Below are 18590 nucleotides of genomic sequence, written 5' to 3'. Positions count from 1 at the left end.
CTTGCCTGCAGCCGATGGCTGGCCCAGTAGCCGGGCCAGCCATCGGCTGCCGCACTCGTGTCTTGAGTCATGACTCAAGACACGACTCGCAGTAGTCTTTCTGGGTCATCTTCCAGAGCCCCTGACGTACCAGACGAGCATCTGCTCGCTCGGCGGCACGCCCATGTGCTGTCCCTCGCATCCATCAGGCCCGCAGTCTTCTGCCGGGCATTCCCACGACCTCTTGAGGACTCATCATGCCCATCCTTCTCGACGACATCGACAACTCGAGCTTCGCGGCCCAGGACAAGACCAACCCCAAGTTCTTCTCCTCGGCGCTGACCGGATCCGGCAAGAAGGCCGGTCTGCTCAACCAGGATCTGCTGCCCATCAAGGCCACCTCGGTCGACATGGGCAATCCCGCTGAAGACATGCCGCGCAAGCGCCGCGACACGCAGAGCGACATCACCGTCTCGCGCATCCCCGTGGACACCCGGCTGTCCTCGACCTACCACTCGGATACGCTCACCGGCACCCCGGCGCTGACCCGGATCCCGGACGACGGCCAGCGCTTCGAGCTCAGCTTCCAGCCCGTCGGTCGACCCGCGGTGACCGCCACGAAGCTGGTGTTCTCCTGCCACCCGCAGTCGGTCATGATCCGCGAGGACAAGTCCGGTGCCGACACCTCTCGCGATGTCGTCGTGCACTACCGCATGCAGATGACGATCTTCGATGACGTCACAACCTCGCAGTACGCCGAGATCACGGACATCAACAGCGCCGCGCTGCGTCACACCGCGCTGCGTCACCTGCACAACGAGCCGCTGGCGGTCCTCGAGTTCACCGACTCGCCGATGCACACGGCCCGCGAGTTCGTGGAGAACACCCTGCGCCTCAACCGCTTCAGCGCCAACAACCTCGACGACCTGGACACCTGGCTGCAGGACTACTCGGTCTACGAGCACATCCAGGCCCTGGCCGAGATCTGGTCCTCGGACGAGATCGCCGAGCACGTCAACGTGGTCGTCGACTTCGCGAAGACGGCCTTCGCCGCCGGCAACGTCGCACCGATGAACACGCTGGCGATGCAGCTGCGCTACCTGGAGAACTACCCGGTGACGCTGGAGGCCTACAAGGAGATCCATGCGCACATGACGGCCGTGCTGGACCCGGATTCGGTCTCGAAGCTGTCGAAGCAGAACCTCAACCTGCTGATGTCCGACACGCTGAACCAGCTGGCGGCCGTCAAGTCGCAGCTGTCCGTGCCGATGGCCCCGGCCGCTCCGGTGACCCTGCCGACGCACTACTCGACCCAGCAGCGCGCGGCGATCACCACACACGAGCCGCTGGTGATGACCCAGGCCGGAGCCGGAACGGGCAAGTCGACCGTGATCCTCGAGCGCATCAAGTACCTCGAGGCCTGCGGTGTGCCGGCCGATGACATCACCGTGCTGTCCTTCACCAATGCCGCCGCCGACAACATCAAGGAGAAGAACCCGGCGATCGGCTCGATGACCATCGCGAAGATGATCATCGACATCTACGGTGCCAACCACCCGACGCACAAGACGTCCTCGGCCGATACGGTCATCAACGCGCTCGAGATCTTCTACCCGAACGACGGCATCTCCGAGATGCTGCGCCAGCACCTGGTGAACGTCGATCGGAACTCGGTCGGTGCGATGACCGCGCTGAACACTTTCGTCGAGTACAACTTCGACGCGATCATGACCCGGCTGGATCGGATCCGGCAGACCACGCTCGAGCTGCAGATCATCGTGTGCTACCAGCGCATCGATTCGATGATCGAGCCCGCCAGCGTGGCCTCGCGCCACCTGATCATCGACGAGGTGCAGGACAACTCGATCTTCGAGTTCATCTACGTCCTGCGCTACGTGGCCAAGCACCTGGAGTCCCTGTTCATCGTCGGTGACGCCTCGCAGACTCTCTACGAGTTCCGCTCGGCGAACCCGCGGGCGCTGAACACCCTGGAGTCCTCGGGCGTGTTCACTACCCACCAGCTGTCGACGAACTACCGCTCGGGCCAGGAGATCCTGGACTTCGCGAACCTGACGCTGCAGAACCTGGCGACCAACCGGAATGCCAACATCCGGCTCCAGGCCAACTCGCTGACGGCTTCGACCGAGAAGTCCTTCACCGATGCCGTCACGCTGGATCGACGGCTCGCACCCAAGCTCACGGAGTTCGTGGCCAACGAGCTGGGGCTGATCGTGCGCAACACGATCGCGAAGAACTGGGTCGCCTCTCGCATCGCCAACGGCGAGCGGGTGTGCTTCCTGGCCTACTCGCGTCGTGAGGTCGAGACCATGCGCAAGGCGCTCATGGCCGCCTTCCCGAACGAGAACGTGGCGTCGCTGATCAGCGATCGGATGAACTCCACGGACATCTTCTCGAAGTACATCCGCCTGTACTGGAACGACGTTCTGCAGTCCCCGCCGCACAATGCTGCGTACACGGTGACTCAGGGCATCCAGAACAACCTGCCGAAGCTGACTCGCAATGCCGGAAAGCCGGCTGTCGAGAAGGCCATCATGGGGACCGTCTCCCAGTGGTGGGTCACCAACGCGGCCGTCATCAATTCGATGGTCGCGCGTGTGCAGGGCGGTTCGATGTCGATGAACGATTTCTTCGACGGGCTGCGCGACAACATGCTCGACTTCGAGATCCAGAAGAACCAGGAGAAGCTGAACGTCGTCAAGCACCGGAATCAGAACCGCAAGCAGCAGAACATGACGTCTGATGCGAAGCTGCTGGTTTCGACGATTCACGGCGTGAAGGGTCTCGAGTTCGATCACACGGTCGTGCTCTACAAGGACGAGTCACCCATGTCCGAGGAGGCGCGACGGATGTACTACGTCGCGTTCACCCGGGCCATGCGCTCGACCTACGTGCTGGCTTACGGCACCAAGCCGAACTCGGTCATCGAGAACCAGTACGAGCAGGTCGTCAAGGCGCTGGCCGACCGCGATGCGGCAGTCGCTCAGGCTGCTGCAGATGCTGCCCTGGCGGCAGCTGCTGCGCCTGCAGCCGGGGCCCCTGTCGCGGGGACCGATCCGGACGCTGATCCGGATGCTGATCAGGTCATCACCGTCACCGGGCCGCTGGACGGCTCTGTGCCGGCGGCCGACGTCAGCGCTGCGGTCTTCGACGACGACGGCGGCTGCGTCTCCTCGGCAGCCCTCGATCAGGTCGAGGACGCCGACAGCGATGGCGACAACCACTCGGCGGATCCCGCCGGCGATGTCCCCGTCGAGGCCGCCCAGACGGCCGCTGTCTGACCTTCGGGTCGATCGCGCTGTGCGCGGCTGAGCATGCTCAGCCGCGCACAGCGCCCCCCTTCTTTCCCCTCCCACGAGCTCGAGCTGACTGAGCAGCCCGGACCCCGCTCACAACCAATCGCAAAGGACCCCTGACGATGCACCCGACGTCTTCTGAGCCCGACTTCGCTGACCCGCACCCCCAGGAGGCTGCCGCCACGCGCGCGGATCTGATCATCCTGCGCGAGTCCCGCATCGTGGCGCACTTCCGCTGCAACAGCCCCGAGCACCGGCTGCGCATCGCCCTGGCCGAGCTGAACAAGCATCCGCGGCTGCTGAAGATGAACTCCAGCACCACCGGGGAACTCCCCGAGTTGGATGGGCCCGACATCTGGCGCTGGGTGGCCATCCAGGACCTGTGCCTGCCGATTGATCCGCGCATCAAGACCGACCCGGATCTGATGTTCCACCGACTCTCCAAGCTGTGCGGCAACTGGGGCATCCAGCTGATCGCCTCGCAGCCGCAGCTGGTCGATCCCGGCTGGACCCTGTTCGGGCACTGGCACGACGACACGCTGGTCATCGATCACGCCGTGCGCGGCAACCACTTCGACGAGATGCCCCTTGAGCTGGTGGCCATCGAGCAGGAGGCCGATCAGCCCTGGTGCGATCACGTTCCCGTTGCCAGCCTCCGGGACGCGCTCGACGTCGCCCTGGCCCAGCACAACGCCTACGAGCGCAGCTGAGATGTTCGCCGAGGCGTGGCTGTGGCTCCTCGAGCGCCCGGCGCTGGAGTGGACCGGCATCGGTCTGCTCGGGCTCGGTCTGCTCTACGTGCTGCATCTGCACGATCGGTCCCGTCGGGATCCGCAGCGGCTGTTCAGCTTCGACCAGAAGCGCGCGCTGCGTGCTCAGGCGCTGGGCCGCTGCGAGCACAAGCCGCTGATCGGGCCCCGCTGCCGGATGCGCGGCACACAGGCTGATCACGTCGTGCCGTGGTCCAAGGGCGGGCCGACCCAGCTGTGGAACGGCCAGCTGCTGTGCCAGCGGCACAACCTCGCCAAGTCGAACCTGATGCCCTCGCGCTTCTACCGCTGGCGACTCATTCGCCGCCGGCGTCGGTACTGAAGAAGCGCGCCCGCTCCCGCCTTGCCCCGTCCTGTCCGTCACTTCCCCGAAGGGACTCCATCACCCACTGGCTGTATGTCGCCTTCTTGGCGGTCTGTCTCGGCTCAGGAGCCGCCGCGGTGATCATCGGTGCTCTCACGGTGATCCTCCTGCTCGTCATTCCCGGGCTCTTCGACGGCATGGACCCCGATGACGAACAGCCCATGCCCTGATTCACCGGACGATTCATGCAGCTGTTTCCCATGCGTCATCTATTCCAGGAGAACAATCCATGAGTGACCCCACACCGCTTCAGATCAAGATCGTCCTGTGTCCAGAGGATCAGGTCTCTGAGATCCTGAAGATCATCGACGACTACGATCTCGTCCTCGATATCCGAGCCACCGTCCCGGGAAATGTCCCCCAGGACGATCATCTCTACCGCAACGAGCTCTACATCAATTCCGCGGCCTCTCCGAACTCCGCCGAGGAGATCGCGAGCCTTCTGCAGGCGAATGCCCCCGATACCGCCTGGGAGGTCCGATCCGATCCCACGAGTGAGCGTCTCGGCCAGGTGTATCGATTCACCAGCAAGCTCGGCCTCTGGATCGGCACCTGCGTCGCTGACGGCACCGCCGTCTTCACGGTCGAGGAGGTGATCGAGTTCCTCGACGACCGCAGCCTCTCGCGCAACGACATCGACCGCCGTCTCGGCGTTGCGCATACCGAGTCCTTCGAGGAGAGCCTGACTGCCGCCGCGGCGTGTCGCTTCTTCTACGACCAGGACAAGGAGGTCTGAAGATGGAGAAGATCCAGCTGAACCTGTGCGAGTGCTGCGCGCTGGTCGTGGCCAACGGCGACGACACCAAATGCGCACTCACCGTGTTCTCTGACATCATTCTGGTAGCTCAAACCACTTGCTGTCGACGAAGCGCGCCGGATCTCGCCGACTAACACTCATCGCCGCAGTAAATTTGACCTGCTGCACCCCAGGCGGACAGGAAACCCAAAACATCGAATACGACTCAGTGCGGAGATACGTGGGGTTGAACACACCAGGCGTACGTTTCACCGATCGCTTGCTTAGTCGCTGGAAACACAGCGGGAGGGACTCAGGCATTCCCACCCTGGCGAGGTTGGGCTTCGCCTTGTCAGGCAGATCGTCCGGCAGCCATTCATGCGGGCTCACATCATGCACGAACGAACGAGTGCCGGTGTTTCTCATCCAGCACCAAATCCAGCGCACTCCGTTCTCGTCGACCTTGATATTCTTCCCGAGCCCAAAGTCTGCCGAGACTGGGAGTGCTTCGCGTTGCGTTCGGAGTGCGACCACCGAAACCAATAGCGCCACTACTGCTACTACAAACGTGCCAACGGCCCCGAAGATCGAAGCTACATAGGCCCAGGCTTCAAGATTCACTTCTTCCCACCAGTCTTCCCACCAGTCTTCCCACCAGAGGTTAGTCCACTACGGAACTTCACCACGTCGCCACGGTTATGAACGTCAGGTTCGGACTGTTGCCCTCGTCTCCCTGGCGTTTCCCGAGGCGTCGGTCCACGTGACCACGCAATCGACTGCGTCTGGCGACCCCATGGCGAGCAGCAGGGGGAACCGTGCTTCCTGACCTGGCGGGATGGTTCCGAGCGGACCCTCCTCGCGACGCACGTGGAACATCGCATTCTCCGGAAGGTCCAGGAACTGGAAGTCCACGTCGGACGCCGGTCCCCGCGAGGTGTTGTGAAGCACGAGCGACCAGTGCCGCTGGGTCTTCAGCCGACCCTTGTTGTCCGTCTTCACGCTCTCGCGAACCTCGGCTCGCGGCCACACGCCTTCCGAGGGGTCCGGCCCTGCCGGTTCCTCATCCTTAGAGGCTTCGACGGACTGTTGGAACTGCGCAGTAGCCCTGCTCAGGAAGTTGTTGAGGTGGCTAATGAGGTCGCCCTCGTTGGCATAGTCGAAGACGAGGGCGGTCTTACGCAGGTCAGTCAGGTACTCGGTCAGGCGCTTCCGCTCTTCAAGGGCTGAACCACCGAGAGGCGGTCTGGCGGACGCATTCACCAGTACCGCCACCGACTTGCCAGCCTCGACGAGGACCTTGATCTCTTCGGCCGTACCCGAATCTGCCTCACCGGTCGGAGTGCCCAGGCGGTCGTAGAAGAGAGCGACAGCGAAGTCCGCCTCCTCAACGATCTGGTCGTTGAGGATGGCCTGAGGGCGGTCCCCGAACTCGGCGACCGCGTGCTCGGTCCAGGACACGGGCAACACGGTGAGGCCGACGACGCGGCCGAGGTTGAGGTTCCACTGGCTGATCGTCTTGCGGATGGTCGCCATGTCCTGGACGGGCACGTCTCCCGGTGCCGAGATGAGCAGGTGGAGCGCAAGGGTGGGATAGGCCATCGATGAAGGTCCTTCGTTAGATTGGTGATGAGAGGCAAAGCCGGGCCTGGGCAAGTCAGCCCCCATCCGGCAAGACCAGAGGGTCAGTCACTGCCGACGAGGCGGAGCACTGGGCGCTCGTCGGCATCGCCCAGCAGGTCGCGCACCAGATAGGGCATGATCTTCAACGCTTCGGCAAGCGCCGGGATAGGCGCTGGTCGGGTCGGTCTCGGCTGTCGGCAGACGTTAGAGCGCGAACCTAAATTCCACCACGTTCCGTAGCCGAGTGACGTCACTGTCACGGATGGGCAACGCGCTCACAGTTTATCTCTGGAGCGATCCGGGCAGTTCGCCGCGTGCTTCAGCAGGCGCAGACTCTCGTCGATTGGAGGATAGATTGAATCCGCGGAAATACCGTCATCACTCTTCAGGGACTCCCGAATTTGTGGCTTAAGTTCCCCCGGGATACGAACAGTCAGTCCAGTTGCCGTCCAGCGGCCCTTCAGTTTATTCTCCAGTCTCCGCACATGTCTTACATTCGCGGGGAACTTGATCATCATTGTCGACACTTGGCGTAGTTCTTTCTGCGTCAGCGCAGCCTTTTTGGCGGCCCCGTTCGGAGGGTGTTTTGCAGTGTCGATCCAGTACTGATGATGTCCACCCTTATTGGTGGTGAGACCGCCTGCAAGGAAATAGCCTTGCTGCGAGATCATGCGCGGATCGGTGAACGGCAGTAAAAGCGGCCAAGTGGTCTGCTGCCACGGATGTCTTGGAGGGCTCGGCCAATCGACGTCTTCACCTAATGACTTTGTGAACTTGCTCCACAGTGACGGCATCGCAGCAATCACAAACAGCCGGCCGTCGACCGTGTCTTTTGCTTCGCTCGCGAAGTAGAGTGCCACCTTCCAAGATGCAGAAACATCGATCAGGCGTGTTGGAATGAGATGGTGTTGCAGCACTGTAAGCAACTCCAGTGATGTCAGATTTCGACCAAGGCCCTGCTTGCGCGCCTCTTGAAGCACGCGCGTCTCAGCAGAACGCATGAGTTCCTCAATGGCACACGGTCTCGCGCCATTAAGATCATCTGGATCGAGAGTTCTAAATAGTGACGAGTTCAACCCATGACGACTATCTGTCTGGCCCCGAAAAAAGTACCGAGCTTCACCTTCCTCGAAGGGTGCGGGGGTGAGGCCGCCTTGGTCGAGCGTCGGGGTCGCGGCGAACAGTTCGCTCAGTGATGACAGGTACTCTGTCCCGCTTGTTGCATCGATAACCAACTCGCGCTCTCCGAAAAATTCTTCCGCCACACTCATTAGCACTCCTCGCGTTGAAACCCTCCTGGTTTTCAGGGCCTCCCTCAAGCGAATGCTAACACAACTCCTCCTGCGTCGCTGGAGTTCCCCTCAAGGTGTTTGGGAATAGGCCGGCGGTTCGATACCCGTCTAATTGTTGACGCGGAACTCCACAGCGTGCCGCACCTTCTACGGTCACTTCCACGACGAGGCCCAGGTGCCCGCTGGCACGGTCGTGGACCTTCAGCCCCTGGAGCACACCAGCGACACCTACCTGCTCTGCGACGGCCACGGCCTGCAGATCCAGCCCCTGTCGACCTACTACCAGGCGCACGCCCCCGCTGAGCCGACTGCCGGCTGAGCAGGCTCACCCACCGATCAGGCCCGCAGGTCGCATGACGCGACCTGCGGGCCTGATCTCTTCCTGCTCAGATCTGTGCCAGAAACAGTCGAGCTCGACACTGACAGCCTTCCGACTATCTCTCTAGAATGGACTCATGAACCACTCCGACAAGAACTCCGACTCGTCTGCGAAGCAGCCGTCCCTGCGCTTCGCCACGGTGCCGCTGTCCAAGATGACCCTGCGCCTGTTCCGCAACGTCCTCGAAACGTTCAAGCGCGGCCGCACCTCCCCGCTGATCCTGCGCCTGGAGGACGAGAAGCCCGTTGCCGCCCTGGTCCCCTTCGACGACTACCTGCGCCTGGTGCGCTACGACCAGGCCCTCGAGGACCAGTTCCAGGGTGAGATCTCCGTGCGCGGCGATCAGCTCAGCACTGGCGAGACGCAGGCGCTGAGCATGGATCAGCTGCTCGAGCAGCTCGGCCCTGAGATCACCGACCCGCCGGCTGCGAAGGACTGAGCGACCCATGAGCTCCGACGGCTACAAGAGCCCGCCCGGCTTGGACTTCGAGATCTCCCCGCAGGTCAAGGACGACATTCGGAAGCTGCACGACCGCGCTGTGCGCAACCCCGACGATCCTCATGCCGCCAACCTGGTGCGCGTGAGCATCAACGCTCTGCAGGAGCTGCAGACCGGGCACCCCGGCACGAAGCCGCTGGAGCCGATGTCCTCCTACCCGGATCTCTCCGACTGCCGGACCCTCTACGTCGGCGCGAACCAGGACCAGAAGCCCAGCCATCGCATCGTCTTCCGCGACGTAGCTCCGGATCATCCCGGCGGCCGTCCGCGCCGCGAGGTGCTGGCTGTGGGGGAGCGGGAGGCCGGTCGCGTCTACCAGACCGCCGGCGCGCGCCTGGGTCGTCCTGTGGGCCTGACGCTCGAGCAGCTGCATGCTCTGCCGGAGCCGACTGCTGACCGCGGTCTGAGTGCTCCCACTCGGCCGGCGCTGCCGGCGACCCCTGCCCCTGACCATGACCACGATGAGCCGACGCTGTGAGCTGCGGTTCGACACCCGAGGAGACCTGACCTGATGTCACAGCATTACACCGAGCCCTACGACCTCATCGAGCCGCAGTACCAGCCCCAGCAGGACGCGGCGGCCGCACAGCCGACACCGATCTCGCCTCGAGCCCAGCGACGTGCTCAGATGGCCGCACAGCGCCGGCAGCGCCGTGGTGCACGCAGCCGATCGCTGATCGTGCGACGGCTCATCGCCGTGGCGCTGATGATCGGGATCTTCTTCTCGATCTACTACGTGCTCTTCCACACGCACCTGGCCGACCCGCTGCTGGCCATGATCGGTCCTGCTCAGCAGTGGCTGGCCTGGGTCAGGGCTGATCCCTCGCGTGTCTTCGGCGCGCTGGCCCTGATGATCCTGCCGTACATGGGCACGTACTCGTTCCTGTTCGAGCGCAGGGGCTGATCAGCATGCGCGCATTGTCCGGAACGATCCGGATCGTCCTCGTGCTGGTGCTGGTCGCACTGCTCGTGGGACTGGCCCTGTTCGCCTGGTACTCCGGGCTCATCCCGACGATCTGGGAGACGGTCGTCGCGATCTTCAACGAGCCGCTGGCCACCAACGGCGTCCTGAAGGCACTGATCGGAGCTCTCATCGGAGGCGTCATGGTCTTGGCCGTCGTTCTCGTGATCACGGATCTCTGAGCCGGCCGATCTGCACCAGCTCACAACGAAGCCCCGGCCCTGACGCACATCGCGTCAGGGCCGGGGCTTCTTCTTTCTCGAGGCTCCCGCTCAGCCCGTGGGCAGCAGCTGGCTGTCCTCATCCGCCGAGTCGGTCTCCTCGGCGTTCTCGTCCTGATCGGCGGCCTCATCCGGGCTGTCCAGGTCCTCGTCCCCGCGTTCCTGATCCAGCTCCCGGTTCATGCTGCGCGACGCCGAGAACTTCAGCACCGAGTAGTCGTTGACTGCCGACTTGCCGAAGCGGACCTTGTGGCCCTTGTGCTCCTGCAGGTAGAAGCGCCCGAAGCCGGTCAGCACGACAGTGGAGCGAGCCCGCACAAGATCCCGCAGCTCGTCGAGCAGGCCCTCGTACACCGTGGACACGAGACGAATCGGCAGCTCCGTTCGCGCAGCAACGCGAGAGATGAAATCTCGCTTGCTCACTCTCGGCTGCTCGTTCAGATCCATGATGGTCATCTCTTCCTCGTCTCTCGGCGTCGTTCAGCCATGTATACGAGTCTACCTGGGCCTCTTCTCGCAGAGAGAACTCACGAGCGGCTGTATCTGCTTTCTCGACTCAGAACTCGAGATCGTCGTCCAGCACCTTCCGATCATCCTTCGGCGAGTACGAGACCGTCTCGGAGATCGTGCGCCCGGAACTCGAGCGACGGGCCGAGACATTGCGGGTGTGCGTCTCGTCGAACTGCTGCTGAGCAGTCACCCGATGCGCCGCATTGAGCTGGGCGTCGATGTTGCGCGAGGAGAACTGCATCATCGACTCGCTCGCCGAGAGCATCATCGCCTTCAGCGGGTTGATGCGCTCCTCACGGGCCTTGCGACGCTTCGCCCACTTCTCCTGCTCTCGCTGGGCCTTGTAGCCGAACATCGTCGCCATCCGCGTGTCGTAGTTCGAACTCATGATCACTGCGCTCCTTCGTCATGGCTGCCGTCGTCGCAGCAGCCGGTTCTGGTGGGGGAGAGGCCCTCAGGCGCTCTGCGGCTGAGGATCCGGAGTCGGCTCCGCATGCCACTGAGCCTGCTCATGGGCCTGCCGGCGACGCTTCTGATGCGCCTGACGCATCGAATCCACGAAGGTCTCCGGATCCGCACTCGCGTGCTGCATCCGCTCCAGCGTCTGGTCCCAGCTGTGACCCAGCGTCGCCTCGACGCGCTGCTGGAAGTCCGGCACGTCCTCCATGACCTCGTTGATGGCATCGACGTAGGCGTTCGAAAAGGCCTCGCGCTGCTGCTCTGCACTCAGACCGTCGATGCCCATCGTGGCGATCATGGTCTGGGTCTGCGCGGCCCGGTGCTGCATGGCCTCGGGCAGGTCCTCCACGGACAGGCCCTTCTGCTGAGCGGCGAAGACGACCGGGTAGCAGTAGAGATCCATCTGCAAGGCCTCAGCGTCGCCGCGGGTCAGCGAGTCCGTGATCGAGCGCGTCATGGTCCGAGCCAGCCGTACCTGGTGCTCATCGACCTCCTGGGGCTTGCGCAGCACGAAGATCCCGTCGTCGGGCAGCGGCTGACCCAGGTGGTCCTCGAACTCGCCGGTCCAGGCCTGGACCGTCTCCTGCGAGTTCGGCAGCCGGATCGTGCGCGGAGCCGACTTCTGCACGCGGCCGTGGGCCATGCCGTTGAACATCGTGCGCACCTCGGGCTCAGTCTCCATGCGCTGGCCGATGATGATGCGAGCTCGAGTCATCACATCCGCCTGATCCAGACCGTCATCGGCCATCTGCTGGTGCAGCAGATCGCGCATCGACCGGTAGCTGGTGAGCACCTCGTCGACATTCGCGTCCGGCTCGCGCATCCGCCAGTAGGCGCTGTCCATGAGCCCGACCTCGGTCATCGCCGCGGTGTCCGGGGTGAACATGTCCCGGTTGCCGCGATCGCGTCGCTCCAGAGCATCGATGCGCTTGAGCTGCCGGCGCGAGACGTGATCCCGGTAGTCGCTGCTGAACTGGCCGTACCTGTTCGGAAGCCCCTCAGCGGCATGATGCCGGGCCTTGTCCGCGAGCTTGCGGGTCCGGGCGTCGGCTCGATCTCGCACGTAGTCACGCACCTCGCCGGCCTTCTCGCCGACCTCAGCACGCAGGTCCGGAGACAGCACCATCAGCGCCGTCATAGTCGTAGCCGACTGCACCACCGAGCTCACCGAGACGCCACGCTGCAGCGGCGTCATGCACATCTGCATCATCATGCGCGTGTGGACCTTGCGCATCACGTTGAACTCACGCACCTGCTGGTCCTTGCCGTAGCCGGGCACCACGATGTTGGAGTCGCGCAGCGACTTCATGAACTGGGCATCCGCATCGCGCAGGCCCGAGCGCATGTCCTTGAGCCACGCCCGGTCCGAACGAGAATCGCGATCCGCCTCCGGGACGTCCTGCTGACTCGATGCCCCGTTCTGGGCACTGCGCTGCTGACGAGCCGCCCAGTCCGGGTCGTATTCGGCCATCATCCGCACCGCGGTCTCGTGATCGGCAGCCATCGCGGCCTCCTTGATCCGAGCGGCCTCGGCCCAGGAGTCCGTGAACTTCTCGCGGATCGTCTTGATGATCCGGTCGCGCCAGGCTGCGAAGCTCTTGGGACTGGCGTGCGGACCCGCTGCAGTCTCTCGAGCTCGGGGCTTCGCCGGGCGGCCCTCCAGCTCCTCGACGATCTCTCCGTCGATGATCGTGTCCTGCTGGGCCCGGTCCTGGCCCTGATCCTGCGATCGACCAGTCGCCGGGGTCTGTGCACGCACCGGCAGCTTGCGCAGCGGGCGCACCTCGACCTCGCTGGAGCCGGTTCCGGGGTTCTTCTGCTCAGCCATCTCAGATCTCCATCTCGTAGTCGTCTGCCGCAGGCGCAGCAGGGGTCATCACCGGGGTCGTGCGATGGCCGGCGGCCACCGCGTGCGCCGATCGTCGCGAGGACCCGCGGGTCTTCGCACCGGCCTCGGTCTCGGCCATCACGTCGGCCTTGATCACGCCGGCATAGCTCTGCGAAGACGCCAGCTGGATGTCAGCCAGCGGATCACCCAGAGCCGCCATCTGAGCCTCACGAACGCGCACAGCCGAGTAGCTGGCGTTCGGCGCGAACTGGGAGGCGCACTTGCTGTCGTAGATCGACTCGCGCTTGGCCGCGGCCTCCATCAGCATCTTGAAGTCGCCGCCGTAGGCCATCTGATCCAGCAGAGAACCGGCCAGCGCCGGATCATCCTCGAGGTTGCGGATCAGACCGGTCTTCGGATCCTCGAGCTGACGCGCCACCCGCTCGACGTACTCCGGGTTGACCTCCACGTTGAAGCCGTCCGGCGACGTGTAGAAGTCGTTGAACTGCGCGACCCACTGCTCGCGGGTGGCCTGGACCGGCTGACCCTTCTCGAACTGGGCCTTCCACTGGCCTGCGCCCACGCGCTCCATGACCCGGCCGCGCCACAGCTCACGACCGGCCGTGCGCAGCACCTCGTCCTTGTGCCGGGCCTCCGAGGCGTTGTGCTTGGACTGCAGCACGGACTGGGTGGTCACGGAGGTCACCTCCAGCGCCGGCTTCAGGTCCTTGTCGCGCAGTGCTCGCACCGCGCGCTGCGAGTACGTCCCGGCCAGGCCGGTGTCGTGGGACTTGATGGCCGTGGCGAACATGGAGGCCTCCTGATCCTCCTGAGTGATGCCCGGGCCGTTCTCGTCGCCGAAGTAGCGGGTGTACTCCTCAAGCTTCTTCGGGCTGCCCTTGGCCCCGGTCTGCACGCAGACCTCATCGATGGAGCGCAGGTGCTGCTGCTCATCGGCAAACGAGAGCGCCGAGCCGAACTCGTCGCGCTGGGCGTCGAAGTAGAAGCCCGACAGCTTCGGCACCAGGGCCTCGTTGCTGGCGCGGTTGCGCCGCTTGATCGACTCGCGCAGCTCCGGGTCGCCGTAGAGAGCCTCGACAGCGTTGAGGTTCGCCTCCCCGGAGAGCATGTCCAGCTCTTCGCGCAGCTTCGCGGACTTGGACAGCCCGACCTTCGTGTCCAGAGAGACCTGCATCGCAAACGGGTGCGTGCCGCGCTCGGAACGCACGCGGGTGTCCAGCAGGTTCGCCTCGACCGTGAGCTTCTCCATGGCCTCGGCCTTGGCGGCTTCGCTGTGCAGCTTCACCACGGCCACCGAGTCGCCGTCGAAGTCGCCGTCGAAGCAAGCATCCATGACCGGGTTGATCGCAGCACCGGTGAGCCGGTCATCGATCGCCACGCGCATGTAGCGCACGCCGGCATCGCGCAACACCGGGTCTCGCCAGATCAGCGCGTAGTCGTCCTCGTGCAGACCCAGCTGCTCGGCCTTCACCGAGGACAGGGCCACCTGATCGATGTCCAGGCGCGGATCCGCGGTCCAGACCATCGTGGCCGAGTCGGAAAGCCGCGAGGACATGATCCCGGTCTTGAAGATGTTGTTCTTGCCCTCGAGATTCCGGCGCTGGATCTCATCGGTCATCGAGTCAAAGCTGCGCTGAGCTCGAGCCACGGACTCGTCCAGCTTGGCCTTGTACTCGGCACGGGCCTGCGGGTCCTGGGTCTGGCTCATGGCCGCGGCCGCGTGACGGTACTGGCAGGCGTCCATGAAGATCGACTCGTAGGTGCGCGTGTAGTCGTGCGTCGTGGTAGTCCCGTCGTCGAACTCCTGGCCCGAGCGCAGATGCGAGGACAGCACCGGCAGCTTCCACGACGTGGCCGTGGCCTGCTCGGTGAGTTCGCCGGTCGGATACCGCAGCGGGAACGGCATCTCAAGATCGCCGCCGCGAGTGCCGATCAGATCCGCGAAGTCCTTCTGCATGCTGCGCGTGTTCAGCCCCGGCATCGGATCCTTCTTGCGCGGCTTGGTCAGCTTCAGCTCCGGCTTGGCGATCAGTCGGCGCGCCGGGACCTCGCCCGAAGGCTTGTCCCGGCCCACGACGCGCAGTGCACCGTCGGCATCCATGTCCAGGCCGTTGACCAGCAGATACTCGCGCAGGTTCGACTCGGCCCCGGAGTTGTGGCCGTAGAACTCGCGCATGATCGCCGGGCAGTCCTGGGACTGGATCGCCCAGCCCAGCTGCGAGGAGGCCTTGCGACCGCGACCGGCTGCGATCTGCTCGTCGTCGTAGATCTTGGTCTTCTCGTCCACGGCCATGTGCGTGACCACGAAGCGCATCTGACCGATGCCGCCGGACACCGGCTGGGCCGGGCTGCCCTCCGGTGCCTTCAGGTCCGCGACGTCGCTGCTCATCAGCTCGCGGCCGGCTCCGGCGTTGCGGCGGGAGATCAGCGAGAACGGACTCATCACCACGTCCATCTCAGGGTTCGCCTTGAACCAGGCGACCTCCTGCTCGAGCTGCTGCTCCCGCGCGGTCTCTGCGTCCATGTTCCGATCCACGATCAACGAGACGACGCCCTTGTTGCCGTGCAGATCGGACAACTTGTCTCCCACGACCAGGTTGCGCATCTGGCCGTTGGCCCCGCGGATCTGATGAGTCGTCGCGAAGCGGTCCGAGATCACGATCGGGTCATCGGCCGTCCAGCCGCCGAAGGTCATCAGGGCCGTGCCGGTGGGCTGCGTGATGGTCGAGGACTGCATGATCGTCGAGGCCGTCATCTGCTGGCGGTCGAACGGGTCGTAGGACATCGCCGCCGTCTCCGGCAGAGTCATCAGCGGGGCTCGCGCACCGGTCAGCGTCTCGGGGTCGCCCGGGACGATCCGGCCCTGCGCCTCGACCTGCGCATCCGCGGTCAGATAGCGCACGATGCCCTGATTCGTCGCACCGCCGGTCATCACCGGATCGAAGTAGCCACCCGGAGCCTCCACGCCGCGGCTGTCCTTGCCGGTGAGCATGACCATGTTGCGCCCGCCGGTCACCCGCCAGGCGTCGTAGGTGTTGTCATCTGCCGGGTCCAGCGTCTCGTGCCGGGCCTTGTACTCGGCGTAGACCGTCGAACCGGTCTTGATCTCGTTCGAGTAGCGGATCCGGCGGGACTCGGTCTGGAGGATGGCCTCCGTCCACGGGTTCAGGCGCTGGTTGCCCTGCTCGTCGAGCTCCATGCTGCGCTCGATGAAATCGACCGGGTGCTTGGTGCCGTAGAGCTGGCTGTAGACCCCGTTCAGCGAGGCCGGCTCTCCAACGCGCGAGCGAGCCGTGGTCGCGTCCGAGCTGATCTGGTACTGGATCCGCTCGCGCATCAGCTGCTCGTAGCCGCGCAGCAGGGTGCGCTCCTCGACCGAGGCCGGAGCGGCGTCCGGGTCCTGGGCCATGATCCGAGCCTGGTAGCCCGGCACGACCAGAGCGTTCTCCCCGGAGGCGAACTGGGTGACGATCTCACCGTGGTCCCCGACATCGAAGATCTGCCCGATCTGACCGGAGACCGGCACCTGCGCCCCGCGCCGGCCCACGCGCTGGGCCTGCCAGGAGATGACGCCCTGGTCATCAATCTGGATGGACTCCACCGACATGGCGTTGGTCTGCAGCGACTCGCGCACGGTCTGGGCCATCGAGCGCATGAACACCGAGTCGTGGCGCTCCATGTCCACGGCCTGCTCGGGGTTGAAGCGCACGAGCCGATCCTGGAAGCGCGCGGCCTGGAAGCCCTCGCCCATGATCTCCGAGGCCGGCACGCCGGCCTCGCGCGCCGCCGCAGCCAGGTTGTCCAGGTTCGTCCACTGGCCGCGGGAATCCTCGCTGGTCATGTACTTGGCGACCCGTCCGGCGTCGAAGCGCTGATCCACCAGTTCGCCGTCCACGTCGTGGGCCATCGGCTCCCAGGTCCCGATGATCTCGAAGGCCACGTCGTCGGCGTGATCCCGGACCTTCTGCTCGGCGGTGCCGACGTAGGCCAGGTTCGCCAGGTCCGGCTCCTCGTCGGCCTGCATCTCGCCGATCTCCTCGAGACGTTCGCGGTACATCGCCTCGGTCGCGCCCGGGCGCAGCAGCTCGGTGCGCGCTCCGGTGAGCACATCCCAGTAGGCGCGCTCGATGCCGGCGATCTCCGGATCGGCCGAGAACTCGGGAGCGTGCACCTCGTCACCCTCGGCCTCGGCGCGGTCCATCTCCGTGCGGGCTGCTTCGATGAGCCCGTCCACATCCAGCTGGGCGACGAAGTTCTCGCGGGCCGACTCGACGGCGGCCTGACCGAACTGCTCGGCGACCTCGGCGTCGTGGAAGAAGCGGGTCATCGTGCGGTTGGCCGCCTCGCGCCGGATCATGACCTTCGCCCCGGGTCGAGCAGCCGTCTCGCCGGCGGCCACATAGTCGTCGACCGCGAACATGGTCGAGCGCTCCACGTGGTAGGCATCCTGCACCTCGTCCTCGCCGGCACGGTGCGTCGAGCCGATCTGCCCGACCATCAGCTGCGAGCCATCGCGGCGGGGGATGGGCTGGCCCTGTGCGAAGCGCAGCAGCGCGACCGCCTCTTCGGGGCTCGGTGCGTAGTGAGCCATCTGAGCGATGCCGGACTTGACGTTGGTCGAGTACCGGATCGAGACGCCGTTGTCGTAGAAGCGCGCCCCGGCCATCTCCTCGTGCTCGAGGTCGGTCAGGCGAGCCTCCAGACCCGTGCCGGCGATCTTGGCCTTGATCTGACCCGGCAGCCGGTCCCGGCTCACCTTGTAGGGAATGCCGCGGGACTTCAGATCCTCCAGCACGGCAGCGCTGCGCTCGATCGCGGCCGTGGACATGAAGCGGTTGCGGTCGACCTGACCGGTGCGCGGGTCGCGGGCTCCGGCCAGGACCCAGGAGCGCACGTCGTTGTACTCGGCGGCCGACATCTTGTCCATCAGCACGGACAGCCCGGCCGCGTCGTCGTCCGTGTACGCCGGACCCAGCGGCTCGAGCTGGCCGTTCACGTCGCGCACGGACAGCTCCAGATCGGCGAACTCGGAACTGGTCAGCTCCTCGAGCTGCGGCTGCCGATCGCCGACGCTCTGCACGGGCAGGTGCACCAGCTCGGTGCCGGCCCGACGCACAGAGGCGCGCGAGGACCACCGCGGGTCGTACGGGCTGATCGGCAGCGTCTGGGTCATGCTCGCCGGCGCTTCGGCCTGTCCGACCATCTGGGCGAACTGGCTCTGCAGCTGCAGGTACTGCTCATCGGTGCCCGAGTGCTCCTGGAAGCGCGACTGGTACTCCGGCCGGCGCGCGGCCATCGCGGCGTCGATCGCCGAGAGACAGGCGCGGATGCCCAGCTTCGGGTGCTGCAGCGACAGGTTCGGATCCTGTGCGGCCAGCTGCGCATCGACCTCCCGTCGGATCGACTTGGCCTGCGAGATCGGGATGACGTGCGAGGTCGTCTCCCGTGCAGACTCGATGACCTCGTGGAAGAGGTACTCGTAGAAGTAGCCGCGCAGGCCCTGGCCGTTGTACATGGTGCAGCCTCTCGTGAAGAAGACTCGGGTGATCGTTCTCCCACTCTAGTCGTCTCACGAGAGGCAAGGCGAGAGGCACAGGGCAGTTCCGAGTGAGACTTCAGTCAGAACCAGCTTCGAGT

At 64.8% G+C, this 18590-nt stretch carries 16 protein-coding genes; 10 read left to right on the top strand and 6 right to left on the bottom strand.

The window, feature by feature from the left end; all coding sequences use genetic code 11:
- Positions 1-236 precede the first annotated feature (236 nt).
- The 5 genes from RF645_RS01495 (at position 237) to RF645_RS01475 (ending at position 5318) form a co-directional block, all read left to right on the top strand.
- Positions 237-3278: a UvrD-helicase domain-containing protein gene (locus RF645_RS01495; RefSeq protein WP_368818461.1), complete on the top strand. Its 3042-nt coding sequence runs from the start codon at positions 237-239 to the stop codon at positions 3276-3278.
- A 137-nt stretch (positions 3279-3415) separates the two neighbouring features.
- On the top strand, positions 3416-4003 hold the full coding sequence (locus RF645_RS01490) for a hypothetical protein (protein WP_368818460.1): 588 nt from the start codon (positions 3416-3418) through the stop codon (positions 4001-4003).
- 1 nt (position 4004) lies between these two features.
- Complete coding sequence (locus tag RF645_RS01485) at positions 4005-4385, top strand: HNH endonuclease (protein ID WP_368818459.1); 381 nt, start codon at positions 4005-4007, stop codon at positions 4383-4385.
- A gap of 271 nt (positions 4386-4656) precedes the next feature.
- A complete protein-coding gene (locus RF645_RS01480) occupies positions 4657-5163 on the top strand; it encodes a hypothetical protein (RefSeq protein WP_368818458.1) in 507 nt (168 codons plus the stop codon).
- A 2-nt stretch (positions 5164-5165) separates the two neighbouring features.
- Complete coding sequence (locus RF645_RS01475; protein WP_368818457.1) at positions 5166-5318, top strand: hypothetical protein; 153 nt, start codon at positions 5166-5168, stop codon at positions 5316-5318.
- A 550-nt stretch (positions 5319-5868) separates the two neighbouring features.
- Here RF645_RS01475 and RF645_RS01470 read toward each other — a convergent pair.
- Both RF645_RS01470 and RF645_RS01465 read right to left on the bottom strand, forming a co-directional pair.
- Positions 5869-6762 (bottom strand): hypothetical protein, encoded by an 894-nt coding sequence (locus RF645_RS01470; protein WP_368818456.1) that lies wholly within the window; start codon positions 6760-6762, stop codon positions 5869-5871.
- A 296-nt stretch (positions 6763-7058) separates the two neighbouring features.
- Positions 7059-8054, bottom strand: coding sequence for an FRG domain-containing protein (locus RF645_RS01465; protein ID WP_368818455.1), 996 nt, complete (start codon positions 8052-8054; stop codon positions 7059-7061).
- 136 nt (positions 8055-8190) lie between these two features.
- Between RF645_RS01465 and RF645_RS01460 the strand changes: the two genes are divergently transcribed.
- From RF645_RS01460 to RF645_RS01440, 5 genes are all read left to right on the top strand, one after another.
- On the top strand, positions 8191-8394 hold the full coding sequence (locus RF645_RS01460) for a hypothetical protein (protein ID WP_058871068.1): 204 nt from the start codon (positions 8191-8193) through the stop codon (positions 8392-8394).
- A 136-nt stretch (positions 8395-8530) separates the two neighbouring features.
- A complete protein-coding gene (locus tag RF645_RS01455; protein ID WP_058871067.1) occupies positions 8531-8893 on the top strand; it encodes a hypothetical protein in 363 nt (120 codons plus the stop codon).
- 7 nt (positions 8894-8900) lie between these two features.
- Complete coding sequence (locus RF645_RS01450) at positions 8901-9431, top strand: hypothetical protein (protein WP_368818454.1); 531 nt, start codon at positions 8901-8903, stop codon at positions 9429-9431.
- A 33-nt stretch (positions 9432-9464) separates the two neighbouring features.
- On the top strand, positions 9465-9857 hold the full coding sequence (locus RF645_RS01445) for a hypothetical protein (protein ID WP_368818452.1): 393 nt from the start codon (positions 9465-9467) through the stop codon (positions 9855-9857).
- Positions 9858-9871: 14 nt separating this feature from the next.
- Positions 9872-10096 carry a hypothetical protein gene (locus tag RF645_RS01440; protein ID WP_368818451.1) on the top strand — a complete coding sequence of 75 codons (225 nt, stop codon included), beginning with the start codon at positions 9872-9874 and terminating at the stop codon, positions 10094-10096.
- Between the two features lie 90 nt (positions 10097-10186).
- On the opposite strand, the gene RF645_RS01435 is transcribed toward RF645_RS01440, so the two are convergent.
- From RF645_RS01435 to RF645_RS01420, 4 genes are all read right to left on the bottom strand, one after another.
- A complete protein-coding gene (locus RF645_RS01435) occupies positions 10187-10591 on the bottom strand; it encodes an HU family DNA-binding protein (RefSeq protein WP_368818450.1) in 405 nt (134 codons plus the stop codon).
- 100 nt (positions 10592-10691) lie between these two features.
- Positions 10692-11033 carry a hypothetical protein gene (locus RF645_RS01430; RefSeq protein ID WP_368818449.1) on the bottom strand — a complete coding sequence of 114 codons (342 nt, stop codon included), beginning with the start codon at positions 11031-11033 and terminating at the stop codon, positions 10692-10694.
- A 66-nt stretch (positions 11034-11099) separates the two neighbouring features.
- The gene (locus RF645_RS01425) at positions 11100-12932 is read right to left on the bottom strand and encodes a hypothetical protein (protein WP_368818448.1); all 1833 of its coding nucleotides are present in this window, start codon (positions 12930-12932) and stop codon (positions 11100-11102) included.
- 1 nt (position 12933) lies between these two features.
- Positions 12934-18468, bottom strand: a complete 5535-nt coding sequence (locus tag RF645_RS01420) for a hypothetical protein (RefSeq protein ID WP_368818447.1) — start codon at positions 18466-18468, stop codon at positions 12934-12936.
- Positions 18469-18590: the final 122 nt, after the last annotated feature.

This window comes from Kocuria sp. CPCC 205260, assembly GCF_040981045.1.
Lineage (GTDB): Bacteria > Actinomycetota > Actinomycetes > Actinomycetales > Micrococcaceae > Kocuria > Kocuria palustris.
This window is presented reverse-complemented; position numbering and strand designations above follow the sequence as displayed.